12 protein-coding genes and 1 pseudogene are annotated in these 16253 nt (G+C 41.9%); 10 read left to right on the forward strand and 3 right to left on the reverse strand.

Translation table 11 applies throughout. From position 1 onward, the window contains the following. Positions 1-21: 21 nt before the first annotated feature. Positions 22-2262: a catalase/peroxidase HPI gene (gene katG, locus KOL94_RS19450; RefSeq protein ID WP_221568340.1), complete on the reverse strand. Its 2241-nt coding sequence runs from the start codon at positions 2260-2262 to the stop codon at positions 22-24. 310 nt (positions 2263-2572) lie between these two features. On the opposite strand from katG, the gene KOL94_RS19455 reads away from it, so the two are divergent. From KOL94_RS19455 to KOL94_RS19465, 3 genes are all read left to right on the forward strand, one after another. Beyond that, positions 2573-4525 carry a DUF4910 domain-containing protein gene (locus tag KOL94_RS19455; RefSeq protein ID WP_221568341.1) on the forward strand — a complete coding sequence of 651 codons (1953 nt, stop codon included), beginning with the start codon at positions 2573-2575 and terminating at the stop codon, positions 4523-4525. Positions 4526-4528: 3 nt separating this feature from the next. Further along, a complete protein-coding gene (locus tag KOL94_RS19460) occupies positions 4529-5620 on the forward strand; it encodes a D-TA family PLP-dependent enzyme (protein WP_221568342.1) in 1092 nt (363 codons plus the stop codon). Positions 5621-5911: 291 nt separating this feature from the next. Then, positions 5912-7081, forward strand: a complete 1170-nt coding sequence (locus KOL94_RS19465; protein WP_221568343.1) for an MFS transporter — start codon at positions 5912-5914, stop codon at positions 7079-7081. A gap of 170 nt (positions 7082-7251) precedes the next feature. On the opposite strand, the pseudogene KOL94_RS19470 reads toward KOL94_RS19465, so the two are convergent. Further along, positions 7252-7383 (reverse strand): annotated as a pseudogene (locus KOL94_RS19470) (winged helix-turn-helix transcriptional regulator); the annotation flags it as partial. A 192-nt stretch (positions 7384-7575) separates the two neighbouring features. Between KOL94_RS19470 and KOL94_RS19475 the strand changes: the two are divergent. From KOL94_RS19475 to KOL94_RS19500, 6 genes are all read left to right on the forward strand, one after another. Continuing rightward, the gene (locus KOL94_RS19475) at positions 7576-8103 is read left to right on the forward strand and encodes a cupin domain-containing protein (RefSeq protein ID WP_260412545.1); all 528 of its coding nucleotides are present in this window, start codon (positions 7576-7578) and stop codon (positions 8101-8103) included. A gap of 303 nt (positions 8104-8406) precedes the next feature. After that, a complete protein-coding gene (locus KOL94_RS19480; RefSeq protein WP_221568345.1) occupies positions 8407-8754 on the forward strand; it encodes a metal-sensitive transcriptional regulator in 348 nt (115 codons plus the stop codon). Positions 8755-8772: 18 nt separating this feature from the next. Continuing rightward, the gene (gene copZ, locus KOL94_RS19485) at positions 8773-8979 is read left to right on the forward strand and encodes a copper chaperone CopZ (RefSeq protein WP_221568346.1); all 207 of its coding nucleotides are present in this window, start codon (positions 8773-8775) and stop codon (positions 8977-8979) included. Positions 8980-9222: 243 nt separating this feature from the next. Further along, complete coding sequence (locus KOL94_RS19490) at positions 9223-11643, forward strand: heavy metal translocating P-type ATPase (RefSeq protein ID WP_221568347.1); 2421 nt, start codon at positions 9223-9225, stop codon at positions 11641-11643. Positions 11644-11673: 30 nt separating this feature from the next. After that, entirely contained in the window at positions 11674-12525 is an 852-nt protein-coding gene (locus KOL94_RS19495; protein WP_221568348.1) for a hypothetical protein, read from the forward strand. A gap of 25 nt (positions 12526-12550) precedes the next feature. Continuing rightward, positions 12551-12877, forward strand: coding sequence for a (2Fe-2S) ferredoxin domain-containing protein (locus tag KOL94_RS19500; protein WP_221568349.1), 327 nt, complete (start codon positions 12551-12553; stop codon positions 12875-12877). Between the two features lie 271 nt (positions 12878-13148). Here the strand turns inward: KOL94_RS19500 and KOL94_RS19505 are convergent, their stop codons facing one another. Next, a complete protein-coding gene (locus tag KOL94_RS19505) occupies positions 13149-13715 on the reverse strand; it encodes a TetR/AcrR family transcriptional regulator (protein WP_221568350.1) in 567 nt (188 codons plus the stop codon). Between the two features lie 478 nt (positions 13716-14193). Here KOL94_RS19505 and KOL94_RS19510 point away from each other — a divergent pair, with 478 nt between their 5' ends. Next, the gene (locus tag KOL94_RS19510) at positions 14194-16251 is read left to right on the forward strand and encodes an efflux RND transporter permease subunit (RefSeq protein ID WP_221568351.1); all 2058 of its coding nucleotides are present in this window, start codon (positions 14194-14196) and stop codon (positions 16249-16251) included. The last annotated feature ends 2 nt before the right edge of the window (positions 16252-16253 follow it).

Genomic DNA, 16253 nt, shown 5'->3' on the forward strand with positions numbered 1-16253 from the left:
TTTTCATCTTTTAATTACGCATTACGCATACATCGTTGAAGACTTCTTAGCTTTAAGATCAAACCGATCTGCATTCATCACTTTCACCCATGCGGCTACGAAGTCGTGTACGAATTTTTCTTTGTTGTCGTCTTGTGCATAGACTTCTGCCAGAGCACGCAGTTCAGAGTTTGATCCGAATACGAGGTCGACGCGTGTTGCTGTGCGTTTGACTTCGCCTGTTTTACGATCGCGTCCTTCGTAATGGTTGTACCCTGCTGGCTTCCATTCGATATTCATGTCAAGCAGGTTCACGAAGAAGTCGTTTGTGAGTGTGCCGACACGGTCTGTGAATACGCCGTGATCTGTGCCTTTGTAGTTTGTACCAAGTACACGCATACCACCGATCAACACCGTCATTTCCGGTGGAGTAAGACCTAGCAGCTGAGATTTGTCCACTAACAGTTCCTCTGGGCTCAACGTGTATTCCTTTTTCTCATAGTTTCGGAAACCATCTGCCATCGGCTCTAATACATCAAAACTTTCTGCATCTGTCTTCTCTTCAGTTGCATCACCGCGTCCAGGTGCAAATGGAACGGTCACGTCAACACCTGCATCTTTAGCGGCTTTTTCGATTGCTGCACTTCCCCCAAGAACAATCAAATCAGCAAGGCTCACTTTTTTATCAAGCTGTTTTTGAATGTCTTCATAGACGGAAAGTACTTTTGCAAGGTGCTCAGGCTCGTTCACTTCCCAATCTTTCTGAGGGGCAAGGCGGACGCGTGCACCATTTGCACCACCGCGCATGTCTGATCCCCGATATGTGCTTGCAGAAGCCCATGCGGTTTTCACTAGCTCACTGACAGATAGGCCAGAAGACAGGATTTTCGCTTTCAAGTCTGCGACTTCAGCATCTGTCAATTCATAATCGACAGCTGGAATCGGGTCCTGCCAGATCAGATCTTCTTTTGGTACTTCAGGGCCAAGGTATCTTGATTTTGGACCCATGTCACGATGAAGCAGCTTGAACCAAGCACGTGCGAAAACATCTGCGAATTCATCCGGGTTCTGATGGAAACGACGTGAGATCTTCTCATAATCAGGGAACATACGCAACGACATATCGGCTGTCGTCATGAACGTCGGAACTTTTACAGATGGATCTTCGGCATCTGGTGCGAGATCTTCTTCTTTCGGGTTAACTGGTTTCCACTGATTTGCCCCTGCAGGACTCTTCGTCAATTCCCATTCATAGCCGAACAAAAGGTCATAGTAACCGTTATCCCATTTTGTCGGGTTCGCCGTCCATGCACCTTCGACACCGCTCGTGATCGTATCACGACCTATACCGCTTCCGTGGGTGCTCTTCCAACCTAAGCCCTGGTCTTCGATATCCGCAGCTTCTGGTGCTGCGCCGACATGTGCTTCAGCATCACCTGCGCCGTGTGCTTTACCGAATGTGTGGCCACCGGCTATGAGCGCAACGGTCTCCTCATCGTTCATTCCCATACGGGCAAACGTTTCACGGATGTCGCGTCCACTTGCAACTGGATCCGGGTTTCCGTTTGGACCTTCAGGGTTGACATAGATGAGACCCATCTGAACGGCAGCAAGCGGATTTTCCAGCTCGCGGTCGCCTGAGTACCGGTTGTCACCGAGCCATTCTGTCTCATTACCCCAGTAGACATCTTCTTCTGGATGCCAGACGTCTTCACGTCCACCACCGAAACCGAACGTCTTCAAGCCCATCGATTCAAGCGCGACATTACCGGATAGGACAAGCAAGTCTGCCCATGAAATCTTGTTCCCGTATTTTTGTTTGATCGGCCAAAGCAAGCGGCGCGCTTTATCAAGGTTCGCGTTATCCGGCCAGCTGTTCAGCGGTGCAAAACGTTGTTGACCCGTGCTCCCGCCTCCGCGTCCGTCACCAGTACGGTATGTACCGGCTGCGTGCCAGGACATGCGGATAAAGAGGGGTCCATAGTGTCCATAGTCTGCAGGCCACCAGTCCTGGCTGTCTGTCATCAAGTCATGAAGGTCCTGCTTCAGAGCATCGTAATCCAGCTTTTGGAACTCTTCAGCATAATCAAAGTCTTCACCCATCGGATTCGTCTTCGTGTCATGCTGACGAAGAATGTTCAGGTTCAGCTGGTTCGGCCACCAGTCCTTATTGGTTGTCCCGACTTTGGTCGTCGTGACGGCACTTTCTTCCTTCGATTTTGCACCCGTAAAAGGGCACTGGCCAGCACCAGCTTTGCTGTCATGCATTTCGTTCTTGTCCATTAAGCATGCTCCTTTCTTTTATGTGTGAAACAAAAATTATAATCGCTCTTACATTATAATTATAATAAGAAATGATAGAATATGAAAGCAAGATGAATGAATTTTCAAAAAATTAATATAACAGCAAAAATAGTAGAAACGGATTTACATAGGTTTGAAAGGGTAGGGCTCCTTTCCCTAAATACTTTTTCTTGGACTGAAGATCTGTCTGTTTATCCTTAACTTCAGCTTGTGACAAGAACCGGCAATTCAAGAAGGGTTTGACTTTGAAAAATCGAATAAGAAAAGAGAAATGATTTGGAGGGATTGGATGTTCGAAAATATAAAGAAGATCATTGAAGAAGAAATATCAGGAAGACAGGCTTTTCGGTACGCAGATCGGATTGCGCAATATCACCGCATTCAAGCCTCTCCAGGGTATCGGGAAGCGGCCGATGAAGTTATGAGATTATTACAACGTGATGGTGTGGATGCTGAACTGGTATCGTATCCAGCCAGGTTTGGCGAGCGGTTTTTATCACATTTTTCGTTTAAAGAATGGAAGTGTGAACGTGCAGAGCTCTGGATCGAAACGCCGCAACGTAAAAGGATTGCCAGATTCGAGGAGGAAGAAATTTCAGTTGTACAAAGGAGCATTTCAACACCAGAAGAAGGATTAGAGGCTGAACTGGTTGTTATAGAAAATGCAGAGCAAGAGAGCAGTTATGAGGGGCTGGACTTGGAAGGCAAGATTGTGCTTGTAAGAGGAAACCAGTTTATCATTCATGCATTGGCGGTAGAAAAATATAAATGTGCAGGACTGATTTTTGATAATCTTGCTGAATTCCAACCGATCCGAACACGTTGGGATTTACCGGATACACGACAATACACATCCTATTGGTGGCATCGTGAAAAGGAGATGAAGTCGTTCGGTTTTGTCGTATCTCCCAGGATCGGGGAAGAACTTAGGCATCTAGCAGAAAAGCAAACGGTCCGAGTGAAGGCAAAAGTGGAAGCTGAACTGGAAGACGGGCAATTTGAAAGCATTGAATACTTCATTCCTGGTAAAAAAGAGCAGGAGATTTTACTAGTAAGCCACTTGTGCCATCCGTATCCAGGAGGACAAGATAACGCATCGGGACCTGGTACATTAATGGAAGTGATGCGGACATTGACACGGTTGATAAAGGAAGATATATTGTCACAGCCAGAGCTTGGGATCAGATTCTTGATGATGCCGGAAATGACCGGAACGGCTGCCTATTTTCATCTGAACAAAGAGCGGATTCCGAATACAATCGCAGCGTTGAACCTGGATATGGTGGGAGCCAATCAAACGAAGGGCGGAGGTCCATTATGTGTTGAACAACCGCCAATGGCTGTGCCGACTTTTCTGGATAGGTTCGCCTACAAATTGGTAGAAGATACGTCAAATAACACCACTAATTTTACCGGCACTACGGATTATAGTACGGAGCATCATGTCAAAACCCGTTTTTCTGGCGGAAGTGATCATTCTATCATTTCGGACCCCACAATCGGGATTCCGTGTCCGATGCTTATTCAATGGCCAGATAGGCATTATCATACGACATCGGACTCTACTAAAAACCTGGATGAGAACATGATGAAACTGATCGGTACAGTAACCGCTCTATATAGTTACGGTTTAGCAAATGGAGAAGAGGAAGAGTGGATTTCGTACACCTTGCAGCATATGGGGAAGATCGGCTCACATTTGAATAACGCAAAAGAGTCGTTGACGAAATCTAACTTAACCAATAAGGAATTTCGTGATGCCTTCTCTTTTTATGTTAAATATGAAGAGGACTCCTTATCCCAGCTCGACTTCTATGCCAAACTTCGCAACTTCAACAATCTGCAAGAGCAAATTGAACAGCTGAAAAATCTGATTACAAAGCAAGCTGATATTCTTTTTGTAATAGGAGAGCGGCAATTCTCAAAGGAAACCGAGGAGAATAAAGTCCAGGAGGGAATGAACGCGATTTATAAGCGAAATTATAAGGCTCCAGTCCGCCTGGTTGATGAAATAGGTGTCCTGTCTATAGAGGAAAGATATCATTGGTTAAAAGAGGTGGAACCAAACATTCCGCTTGGCTATGCTGACTTTATTTTATATTGGATGGATGGGAAACGAACAGTCCAAGAAGTGCTTGATTTAACGTATTATGAAACAGGTCAGTTCTTCCCGGATTATGCAAAAGACCTTCTGGAACTCTACTTAACAGTCGATGTCATAAACAAAGTAGGAGACGCCTAAAATATGACGATGGTAACGAGTTTAGACACGCCGACATTGCTGCTGGATTACCCAAAGCTTAAAAAAAATATTAATGAAATCGCAAACTTTTCAGAGGAACATAACCTTTCTTATCGCCCGCATATAAAGACACATAAATCCATTGAAATCGCAAAGCTGCAGCTTCAAGCGGGAGCTGTCGGCATAACGACCGCTACGATTGTTGAAGCAGAAGTAATGGCTGCTGGTGGAGTAGATGACATATTGATCGCCTATCCCATTTCCAGTCCGAACAAGATTGGTAGAATGATAAAGCTTTTACAACAAGGTGTTAAACTGAAAGTATCAGTAGATAGCACGGAGCAGTTAGCTTATTTGCAAAAGGAACTTGATCATACACCATTTTCAATGGAAGTATGGATCAAAGTGAATTCCGGGCTAAACCGATGTGGGGTTGAACCAGGAAAGGACGCTCTGGTATTAGCGAAGGAAGTTTTATCGCATTCCAAGATCAGGTTGGGCGGTATTTTGACCCATGCCGGACATTCCTATGCTGCTTCAACCTATTCAGAAATTGAACAAATTGGAGTTCAGGAAGGATGGGCAGTCGTAGAAAGCGCTGAGGAATGTGAAAAAGCTGGGATTCCGATACCAGTAAGAAGTGTCGGTTCCACTCCGACCTATAAAATTGCAGGAAAGGTACCCGGGATCACCGAAATCAGGCCCGGAAACGCTGTGTTTTTCGATGCAATTCAAGTAGGATTAGGTGTTGCCGATATTGAAAACTGTGCATTGACGGTATTGGCTTCTGTAGTTGGTGTTTATCAAGATCGGATTGTATTTGATACAGGAAGCAAAACGCTTTGTTTGGATAAAGGAGCACACGGAAATAATACCGTGAAAGGATTCGGCCACATGATCGGCCATCCAGAAATTACGCTGGAACGGTTATCAGAAGAACATGGAATTGGTACATCCACACAGAAGAGTTCCTTAAAATTGAATGATAAGGTAAGAATTATTCCAAACCATGCGTGTACAGTAGCAAATCAGTTTGAAGAATATATTGTACATCAAAATGGGAACGTATTGGATGCTTGGAAAGTTGAAGGATAATTGTCCTAGAGGTATCCAAGAAAAGGATTCCATTCAGGGCAAACAAGTACCAAAAGTTTACCCGGCTCAATATATGACTAATAAACACGACTCTCATTATGAAAGCCGTGTTTATTTTTTAGTGCAACTAGATTCAAAATTAATTGGATTAAGTAAATGACAATAGTATAATTATAACTTGACAATTAGTCAGGTAATGGTTGTCTTGATACAAGAATCGAAACATTTTATAAACAATAAGTACAACCAAGTCATAAAGATAAATTTTATTCAATATGAGGGGAATACATAATGGAGTCAAAAAAGGCGTTACCAATACTTTTTCTTGTCATGTTCATGGTCATGGTCGGATTCGGCATCATCATTCCGGTCTTGCCATTCCTCGCTGAAGAGGTGGGAGGAAGTCCGTTTGAACTAGGTCTATTGATGGCGGTTTATTCGATCATGCAGCTACTCTTCGCTCCGATGTGGGGGCGTATTTCTGATCGTATCGGCCGGAAGCCGGTCATGATGTTAGGAGTAGCAGGATTAGCGATTTCATTTTTCATCATGGCTATGGCAGATTCGCTATGGGTTTTATTTGCCGCCCGGATTATCGGTGGATTTTTATCATCGGCTAACATGCCGACGACCATGGCTTATGCAGCAGATATCACAACCCCAGAAAACCGTGGTAAAGGGATGGGGATCATCGGAGCTGCCACCGGGCTCGGTTTCATTTTCGGACCCGCGATCGGCGGTGTATTTTCAAAAACAAGTCTTTCAATGCCCTTTTATGTGGCAGGAATTTCGTCGATCATTACATTGATTTTGGTGCTTATATTAGTGAAAGAGTCACTCCCTGCAGAGAAAAGAAATGAGTTTTCGAGAAAGAGGGATTCGGTCTGGAAAGCATTTGAAGGACCACTCTCCATTCTGTTCATTTTACAATTGATCGTCACTTTATCGCTGGCTGGTCTTGAAGCGACTTTCGCCTATTTCGCAGCTGATAAGGCAGGAATAACCACGGTCCAACTTGGTTATATCTTCATGATCATGGGGCTGGGCAGTGCTATTGTGCAAGGAGGATTGGTCGGCCCGATGACAAAGAGGTTCGGTGAAGGTGCGGTCATCCGGGTAGGCATTACTGTATCGGCGATTGGATTCGTCCTTATCTTGTTTTCACGTGATTTCTGGACAACGACTCTCTTCCTGACGGTTTTCGGATTGGGGAATGGCGTGATCCGACCGGCGATCTCTGCCCTTCTTACCAAACGCTCGGACACAGGGTATGGGAGCGTTACTGGCTTACTTTCGTCTTTTGATTCATTCGGCCGGATTGCAGGACCTCCTCTAGGCGGCTTGTTATTTTCGATTGCGATCGGTCTCCCATTCATTTCAGGAGCCATCTTATCCATATTCGCGTTGCTCCTCTACCAGGTTTATCGTTTACAAACGAGAAAAGTGAAAGAAACAGTATAAAAGGTAAACGCCACTGGCAGTCGGGGGTAACGGATTATTTCAGAAGTGCAAACAAGTAATACTCTAGGAAGAGTTTGATACCATAATACGTATTTCTGTTATTGTAAAAGTTTCGAAGATAAAATCAAGCCAGTTTGTTCTAATGACTAGAATAGCTGGCTTGATTTTTATCATTTTTCCTTTTCCCATCTTTGTCTCCAATTGCGCATTTCGATCAATACACTTTGAAAATCTTTTCCTTTTGTTGTTAAAGAGTATTCCACTGTAACAGGAACGGTTGGAAACACTTTACGTTGAATCATATTATAGGGGGCGATTGCTGCATAAGGTAATCGCCTTTCTCTTACTTAAGAAGTTGGCAGTTTTCTGGAATAAGAGGTTCCTATATTTAATCCACAAAAGGGCCAAATAATTGAATAACCAAACCCCTCTGTATAAATGTTCATTAATTTCAATTATGAGATATAATGGAAGTTGAATAGGGGTGGATTCTATTGAATAGAACTATGGAACAGGTACTCGTTCATCCAGACGGAACGACAATTACACTTCTAGATCAAGGTACAGATGAACAAGGGGAGTACTTGATTGTTGAACATTTGGTAATGAAAAGAGGTGCAATGAACGGTCCACATTGGCATCCAGTTCTAACGGAATCATTTACGGTTAAGGAAGGGATGATGCGCTTCATAGTAGATGGCACGGAACAACTTCTTGGACCTGGCCAGCATATAAAGGTTCTTCCCGAACAGGTGCATCAATTCTGGAATGAGAGTGAAGATCAGTTGATAGCAATCCATGAAATTCGACCACCAGGGAATCATTGGAACATGTTCAAGCTCATACACAAATTAACCAAACAAAACCGATTAAATTCCAAAGGCGTCCCTCGGAATCCATTATGGTTAGGGATGGCATGGGAGTGTATAGATGGATATATAGCAGGACCTCCTATCCTATTTCAAAGGGCTTTATTCGGTGGGTTGGCACAACTAGCCCGTTCAGTCGGATATCGAATATAAGCTTTTACAATCAAGACGAATTTATTCAGCGCGATTGCTGAGTAGTTTTTTAACAACTTTTTTATTACGAATTTTACCTGTAATGGGAGTCTTTTATGAAAATTCAACAACTATTTTTGAAAGAGCCGCATCTCTGAACGGAAGAATGCGGCTTCAAGTCACCAAAATTCAACAACTTTATTTTCAATGGACAGTTAAGTGGATAAAATTTTTATGGTCAAATGCCTATTTTTAATATTTTTAAAAAAATTACTTTGCATACCTTATGGGGGTATAGTACAATATCGTTAAGGAGGTGATTTAATGTCGATTAATTTAGAAAATCTTGATCATATGGTTGAAACCGATCAATGTTGTTCATCAGACGGTGAAAGAAAAAGCCATCATTCAGATAATGTGAAAAATAATTTAGTAACAAGATTAAATCGAATTGAAGGACAAATTCGCGGAATAAAAGGATTAATTGAAAAAGATACGTATTGTGATGATGTCATTACTCAAATATCTGCGACTCAATCTGCTTTAAATAGTGTTGCTCGAATTTTGCTTGACGGACATATGAAGACATGTGTTCTAGAGAAAATTCAAGAAGGTGACACGGAGATTTTAGATGAGGTAATGGTAACCATCCAAAAATTAATGAAAAAATAAAAAAGGAGACTATGCGATATGGAAAAAACAACTCTAAACGTACAAGGGATGTCATGTGGCCATTGTATCCAATCAATTGAAGGCAGTGTAGGCGAATTAACCGGAGTTACAGCTGTTAACGTAAATTTAGATTCAGGAACTGTTCGTGTGGAATTTAATCCAAATGAAGTTCCCCTTGATAAGATCAAAGAAACAATCGATGACCAAGGTTATGATGTCCAATAAAAATTAAAGATGTGCTGATAAAAGAACAATCTTTTTTTTACTTAATTATATACCTTACCAGGGTACCCTTTATTTAATAATAAAGTTAATTGATTGAAGATCAAGGTTATGAGGTGGGTGTGTTAATCACCTAACGATCATAGCTGTCACTAAGGAACTGAAAAAGCGTGCTGTCTCGACAGCACGTTTTATTCGCAAAAATATATACCCCACTAGAGTATATGGTGATAGGAGTGAAAGGTTATGAGTGATAAAAAAGAAACAACACTTCAAATAGCTGGTATGACATGTGCTGCTTGTGCCGTAAGAATCGAAAAAGGTCTAAAAAAAATAGATGGAGTAGAGGATGCGAATGTAAATTTCGCATTAGAAAAATCAAAAGTAACATTTGATCCGTTTAAAACAAATGTACATCAAGTTAAAGAAAAAGTGCAATCTTTAGGATACAAAGTAACGAGTGAGAAAGTTGAATTTGATATAAGTGGCATGACATGTGCTGCTTGTGCTAATAAAATTGAAAAACGTTTAAATAAGTTAAGTGGAGTCCAAACCGCAACGGTAAACTTCGCTTTAGAATCTGCTCTTGTAGAATATAACCCTGATGAAGTGTCGGCTGCGGATATGATAGAAGCCATCAAAAAATTGGGCTATCGTTTAGAACAAAAGAAAGAAGCTCAAGGCGAAAAGGTTGATCATAGACAAAAAGAAATTGAAAAGCAAAAAGGGAAATTTATTTTCTCTGCGATTTTATCCATCCCTTTACTTTGGGCGATGGTCAGTCATTTTCAATTTACTTCTTTTATTTGGCTTCCTGAGATGTTCATGAATCCTTGGGTTCAACTCGCGCTTGCGACTCCAGTTCAATTTATAGTTGGGGGGCAATTTTACGTGGGTGCTTATAAAGCATTAAGAAATAAAAGTGCAAACATGGATGTTTTGGTTGCCCTTGGTACCTCTGCAGCTTATTTCTATAGCATTTACTTAAGTATTATATCAATAGGCTCTGATTCACATATGGTCGAATTATATTTTGAAACAAGTGCTGTATTAATCACTCTTATTATATTAGGGAAACTGTTTGAAGCAAAAGCAAAGGGTCGTTCATCTGAAGCCATTAAGAAGCTTATGGGCTTACAGGCGAAAACGGCTACAGTAGTAAGAGACGGGCAAGAATTGAATGTATCCATTGAAGAGGTAATCGCTGGTGATATCGTCTATGTGAAACCAGGTGAAAAGGTACCTGTAGATGGAGTGATCTTCGAAGGAAGGTCTGCCCTTGATGAGTCAATGATTACAGGTGAAAGTATTCCTGTTGATAAAACAGTTGGAGATGCAGTCATAGGATCGACCATAAATAAGAACGGATTTATAAAGGTAAAGGCAACAAAGGTAGGAAAAGATACGGCCTTAGCTCAAATAATCAAAGTAGTCGAAGAAGCTCAAGGATCAAAAGCACCAATCCAGCGTTTAGCTGATGTGATCTCAGGAATTTTTGTCCCAATCGTAGTTGGAATAGCCATTGTGACATTTCTAGTTTGGTACTTTGTTGTCAGTCCCGGAGAGTTTGCAGTAGCCCTTGAAAAGTTAATTGCCGTATTAGTTATCGCATGTCCATGTGCGTTAGGCCTAGCCACTCCCACCTCCATTATGGCAGGGTCAGGCCGAGCTGCTGAATATGGAATTTTGTTTAAAGGCGGGGAGCATCTTGAAACGACTCATCGATTGGATACAGTCATCCTTGATAAAACGGGAACTGTAACAAATGGAAAACCAACACTTACAGATGTTATTCTGTCAAACGGATTTGAAGAAAAAGAATTTTTAAAGTTAGTCGGTGCTGCAGAAAGAAATTCTGAACATCCGTTAGCTGAAGCAATTGTCGAGGGCATTAAAGAAAAAGGGATTGAACTTGGAACATCTGAACATTTCGAAGCGATTCCTGGCTTTGGAATCGAATCGAAAGTTGAAGGAAAATCCTTGCTTATCGGAACACGACGGCTTATGGAGAAAAACAACATTAACGTTGGAGACATACTACCTAAAATGGAAAACTTAGAAAAGCAAGGTAAGACAGCAATGCTAGTCGCAATTGATCATCACTTTGCTGGATTGATTGCCGTCGCAGATACGATTAAAGAAACCTCTCCAAAAGCGATTGAAAGGTTAAAAAAGATGGGTCTTGAGGTTGTGATGATTACAGGAGATAACAAGCAGACAGCTCAAGCCATTGCAAATGAGGTCGGTATTGATCAAGTGATAGCAGAAGTTCTACCAGAAGGAAAGGCAGAGGAAGTGAAAAAGCTTCAAAAAGTAGGAAAGAAAGTGGCAATGGTTGGTGACGGTATTAACGATGCGCCAGCGTTAGCTACTGCCGATATTGGCATGGCAATCGGTACGGGTACTGATGTAGCAATGGAGGCTGCAGATATAACCTTAATCAAAGGAGACTTAAATAGTATTGCTGATGCCATCTTTATGAGTAAAATGACCATTCGAAATATCAAGCAAAATCTATTTTGGGCCTTTGCTTATAATGCATTAGGCGTTCCAATTGCAGCACTAGGGTTTCTGGCCCCATGGCTTGCGGGAGTCGCAATGGCATTTAGTTCCGTTTCAGTTGTGTTAAATGCACTCAGATTACAAAGGATTCAGTTAAAAGGATAATCTATCTGAAAAAATAAGAGGAGTGTTTTTATGAAACAAAAAACGATTTTGACCTGGGCGATTTCAGCCATTGTTTATCTCGGGTTAGTCATTGGTGGATATACAGTATATGCAAGTGTGAATGGGAATAACGATCACAAAGATACCCACTCCGCAGAAACGGTTAAGGAAGAACATACCGGTGATCATGCTAGTCAAACAAAGGATAGTGCTGATTCAGAGCATTCCGATCATGGAGCTCATGAGGAAAGCGAAGTAGCCACAAACGTAAACTATGAAAATGGCTTAATTTCAATTAATTTAAAGGATAAAGACCAACATGCACCTGAATTAGAGATCTCTCACGAAAAAATCATGCATCTGATCATTGTGAGTGCAGACCTGGAGAATTACTACCATTTACATCCTGAGGAAAATGGGAACGGTCTTTATACTCAGAAATTCAATCTACCTGAAAACTCTTATAAAGTGTTTATTGATATTAAACCAAAAAACCTTGCTTATGAGGTGAAACCGACAGAACTGAATGTAGGTAAAGGTCATGGCATACATGGAGATAATTCGCTGAAACCTAATACAAGCTTAACAAAAACAATCAATAAAAAGACCGTTGAATTAACAACGACAGAGCTAGGAGTAAACAAAGATGTTACATTACGTTTTGATACGAAAGGGATTACTCCAGAACCCTATTTGGGAGCTTTAGGCCACGTTGTGATTTTGGATGAAAATGGTGAGAAATTTGTCCATGTGCACCCTGCATCAGAAGAAAAGACAATATTTGAAACAACATTTGATAAACCTGGGATCTACAAAGTGTGGGGAGAATTTAAATTTGATGGCAAAGTCAACAGCTATCCATTTGTTATAGAGGTCAAATAAAAAAGGAAGAACAGGGGGAATTTTTATGAACTTAGAGGGATTTAGCAAACATCTATTAATTTGCAACGGGGCAACATGCACGAAGAATGGAGCAGAAGAAGTCACGGAGACGATTAGAGAAGAAATAAAAAAATTAGAGTTGCAAAAAGAGATTCACACAACCAAAACATTATGTAATGGCCAATGCAAACATGGTCCAATTACTGTTCTATATCCTCAAGGAACCTGGTATAAGAAAATGAATAAAGAAAAAAGTGAAGAACTTATTCGTCAATTGAAAGAAGAAAGAAATGATAATTTAGGTTCTGAACTTTACTACCATGATGGAAAAGCATTTAAGAATCATGAGTGAACATTAACATCTAGCATTTTTAAGACTTAAATTATAGTAACCTTTTTTATGATCATATACCTTAGGAGGGTATTGTATACTAAACTAAAAGGTTGGAATTAAGTGAAAAGATGTTGGCGTGAAACTATCTAACAAAAATTAATGGAGGGATGGAAATGTCAAAAACAAAGTGGCATTTCGTTACCCACATCCCTTCGTATTTTTCCTGTGCTTTTGCATTTTGCACCTACAAGTGACCACGTTAAGTCGGTAACCAGGGGTTTTCAGTGTCCTATCGTAAATCCGATAAGCCTTTGTTGATGAAATTGTTGAGAATCTCGGCCATTTCTTTGGGTGTTTTGTTCATTCCATTTTCCAGCCACTTCTTGATCACATGAATGCTTCCACTCACAAAAAAGATGGTGAAGTATTCAAAGGTTTCTTCGTCAAGCTTATTTTCAATCATCAGGTTTTTGAATATGAATTGCTTTGTAATCATCATCCCTTTCTTCTGAAAGTGGATATCGCTATTCTCACTCAAAAGGGTTTGGCATATGTCGCTTTTTTCCGCAATATACTCAAAGAGCTTTTCTGTCATCTGGTAGGCTTCTTCTTCTTTTGAAAAATTGTATTCATTAAGCGTCGCCACCATATCCTCGGTAAACTCTTCTTCGATGGAATCAAGCAGGTCGTATTGATCTGAATAATGGGCATAGAATGTAGACCGGTTGATGTCCGCCAGCTCACAAAGTTCTTTGATCGTAATACTGGAAATCTGCTTTTTCTTCAATAATGCCATCAGACTATCCTTCAAAACCATCCGTGTATATTTTTTACGTCGATCCAATTTATCAGTCAATCGTTATCTATCCTTTCTACCGTTCTCATAAAGCTTTTATTGTTGATTTCTGCGAAATTCACTCCCTTTTTCCGCGGGCAAACGAAAAGCGGAAGCGACCCGGTCAGGTACGCAGGTCACTGGAAAACTGACGAGGAGGCTGTCGCCGCCGCAGGAAGCTTGACGTGATCCAAGTGACTGGTCGCTGAGCTAGACATCACTTCTCTGCATTAACCCACTTTCGTGAGCCTTCTCACGAGTTCCTCGCTGCGGGGTCACATCTGGTTCGCTTTTCCCGCAGGAGTGTCGTAAATTTCACTTGAAATCAATAAAGACCTTAACAGCAGTGCCTTCATAAAAAGTTCAAGAAGTTATCCAACAAAAGAGGATTATCTGTTGGGAAGCTAACGAAATTAACGCAACTGTCTGTTGAATAACCAACACTGTGTTTAATATAATGATAAAGTGAAAATGAGTAAGACACAAGAGAGGATCAAAAATGTCAAATATAGCAGCACGGATCATAAAACATAAGAAAGCAGTTGTCATTGCATTTGTTTTGATTGCGGTCATCTCGTCGGTGGCGCAGTTTTTTGTTTCGGTAAATTACAATATGGTAGATTACTTGCCAGAAGATGCTGAATCAACACAGGCGATGGAGATCATGGAAGAGGAGTTTTCCGGTTCTGTTCCGGATACGAGAGTCATGTTGAGGGATGTATCGATACCGGAAGCGCTTCAATATAAAGAACAACTCTCAGCCATTGACGGTGTTTCAGATGTCATTTGGATGGATGATGTCGTCGATCTGAAAATCCCTTTAGAGCTGGCAGACGACGAGACGGTAGAAAACTACTACAAAGAAGGTAATGCCCTGTTATCAATCAGTGTCAACTCCGGGGATGAAGTGAAAGTAACCGATGCCATCTATAAGCTGATTGGCGAAGATGGAGCGATTGCTGGGGAAGCCATCAATACGGCAAGCTCCCAAAAGATGGCGGGTCAGGAATCAATGAACGCGGCGCTCTTATTGGTTCCGATGATCATTCTGATTCTAGTCATCTCGACGACTTCATGGGCAGAGCCATTGTTTTTCCTGACAGCGATTGGGGTTTCAGTCCTGATCAATTTAGGAACCAACATCTTCATAGGGGAGGTTTCCTTTGTCACCCAATCGGTTGCGCCGATTTTACAGCTGGCCGTTTCACTCGATTATGCAGTGTTCCTGCTACATAGCTTTTCTGATTTTCGGAAGACGACCGACAGTCCGGAAGAAGCGATGCAGCTTGCGATGAAAAAGTCATTCCCAGCGATAACGGCAAGTGCCGCAACAACGTTTTTCGGGTTCATCGCCCTTACATTCATGAAGTTTGAAATTGGGTCTGATCTTGGGTTGAACCTGGTGAAGGGGATTCTCCTGAGTTTCATCAGTGTCATGGTCTTCTTACCTGCGTTAACTCTCTTATTTTATAAATGGATGGATAAAACAAAGCATAAGAGCTTCGTTCCTGACTTCACCGGTTTTGGAAAAAAAGTGATCAAACTGAAAGTTCCAAGCTTGCTTCTCGTTTTTGCCATCCTCGTTCCTGCCTTTTTGGCTCAAAGCAACACAGCCTTTACGTATGGCTTTGGGGAAATGCCGGAAAATACACGTGCTGGCAGTGACGCTGTAGCGGTAGAAGAAGCATTTGGGGAAACGACGCCGATCGTCCTTCTCGTACCTAAAGGAGATATGGCGAAAGAGAAGGAGCTCGTTGAAAATCTAGAAGGGCTCGACTATGTGACAAGTGTGATTGCGTATGTGAATCAGGTGGGCGAGGCAATCCCCCCTGATTACTTGGATAAATCGGTCACGAATGAATTTTACTCTAAAAACTACAGCCGTATCGTGATTAATACGAATCAAGGGACAGAGGGGGATATTCCTTTTTCGATTGTTGAAAAGGTTGAACATTTGGCTGCCGATTATTATGGCGATCAGGCACACACCCTGGGAGAAAGCGTGACGCTGTACGATATCAAAAGTACCGTATCAAAGGACAATATCGTGGTGAACGTGTTGACGGTCGTGACAATTGCCCTCGTGCTGCTGATCACGTTCAAATCGATTTCCATCCCAGTGGTCCTGCTCCTGACGATCCAATCCTCCGTCTGGATCAACTTGTCGATTCCATATTTTACTGATACGCCGCTCGTGTTTGTCGGCTATCTGATCATCAGTACGGTCCAGCTTGCAGCAACGGTGGATTACGGAATTCTTTTCACAGAGGCTTTCCAGCACTATCGCAAAGAAATGCCTGCTCGAAAAGCCATCGTAAAAACGTTGGATGAAAAGACCTTCTCCATATCCATCTCTGCAGCGATTCTATCCAGTGTCGGTTTCATTTTATGGATCACCTCTTCCAATCCGATTGTCGGAGCCATCGGTCTATTAATGGGCAGAGGGGCGTTGCTGGCCTTTGTGATGGTTGTGCTGTTCTTGCCTGCGATGCTGTTGGTATTCGATAAAGTCATTAAAAAAACGACCTATAAAGCAAACTTTTATGAGGAGAAATGATG

Origin of the sequence: Alkalihalobacillus sp. TS-13 (assembly GCF_019720915.1) — a bacterium.
In the GTDB taxonomy this organism is placed as follows: domain Bacteria; phylum Bacillota; class Bacilli; order Bacillales; family Fictibacillaceae; genus Pseudalkalibacillus.

Coding starts and splice junctions, on each gene's coding strand:
- KOL94_RS19465 (WP_221568343.1), top strand. CDS start 5,912: ATGGAGTCAAAAAAGGCGTTACCAATACTTTTTCTTGTCATGTTCATG.
- KOL94_RS19495 (WP_221568348.1), top strand. CDS start 11,674: ATGAAACAAAAAACGATTTTGACCTGGGCGATTTCAGCCATTGTTTAT.
- KOL94_RS19510 (WP_221568351.1), top strand. CDS start 14,194: ATGTCAAATATAGCAGCACGGATCATAAAACATAAGAAAGCAGTTGTC.
- katG (WP_221568340.1), bottom strand. CDS start 2,262: ATGGACAAGAACGAAATGCATGACAGCAAAGCTGGTGCTGGCCAGTGC.
- KOL94_RS19490 (WP_221568347.1), top strand. CDS start 9,223: ATGAGTGATAAAAAAGAAACAACACTTCAAATAGCTGGTATGACATGT.
- KOL94_RS19455 (WP_221568341.1), top strand. CDS start 2,573: ATGTTCGAAAATATAAAGAAGATCATTGAAGAAGAAATATCAGGAAGA.
- KOL94_RS19500 (WP_221568349.1), top strand. CDS start 12,551: ATGAACTTAGAGGGATTTAGCAAACATCTATTAATTTGCAACGGGGCA.
- copZ (WP_221568346.1), top strand. CDS start 8,773: ATGGAAAAAACAACTCTAAACGTACAAGGGATGTCATGTGGCCATTGT.
- KOL94_RS19460 (WP_221568342.1), top strand. CDS start 4,529: ATGACGATGGTAACGAGTTTAGACACGCCGACATTGCTGCTGGATTAC.
- KOL94_RS19480 (WP_221568345.1), top strand. CDS start 8,407: ATGTCGATTAATTTAGAAAATCTTGATCATATGGTTGAAACCGATCAA.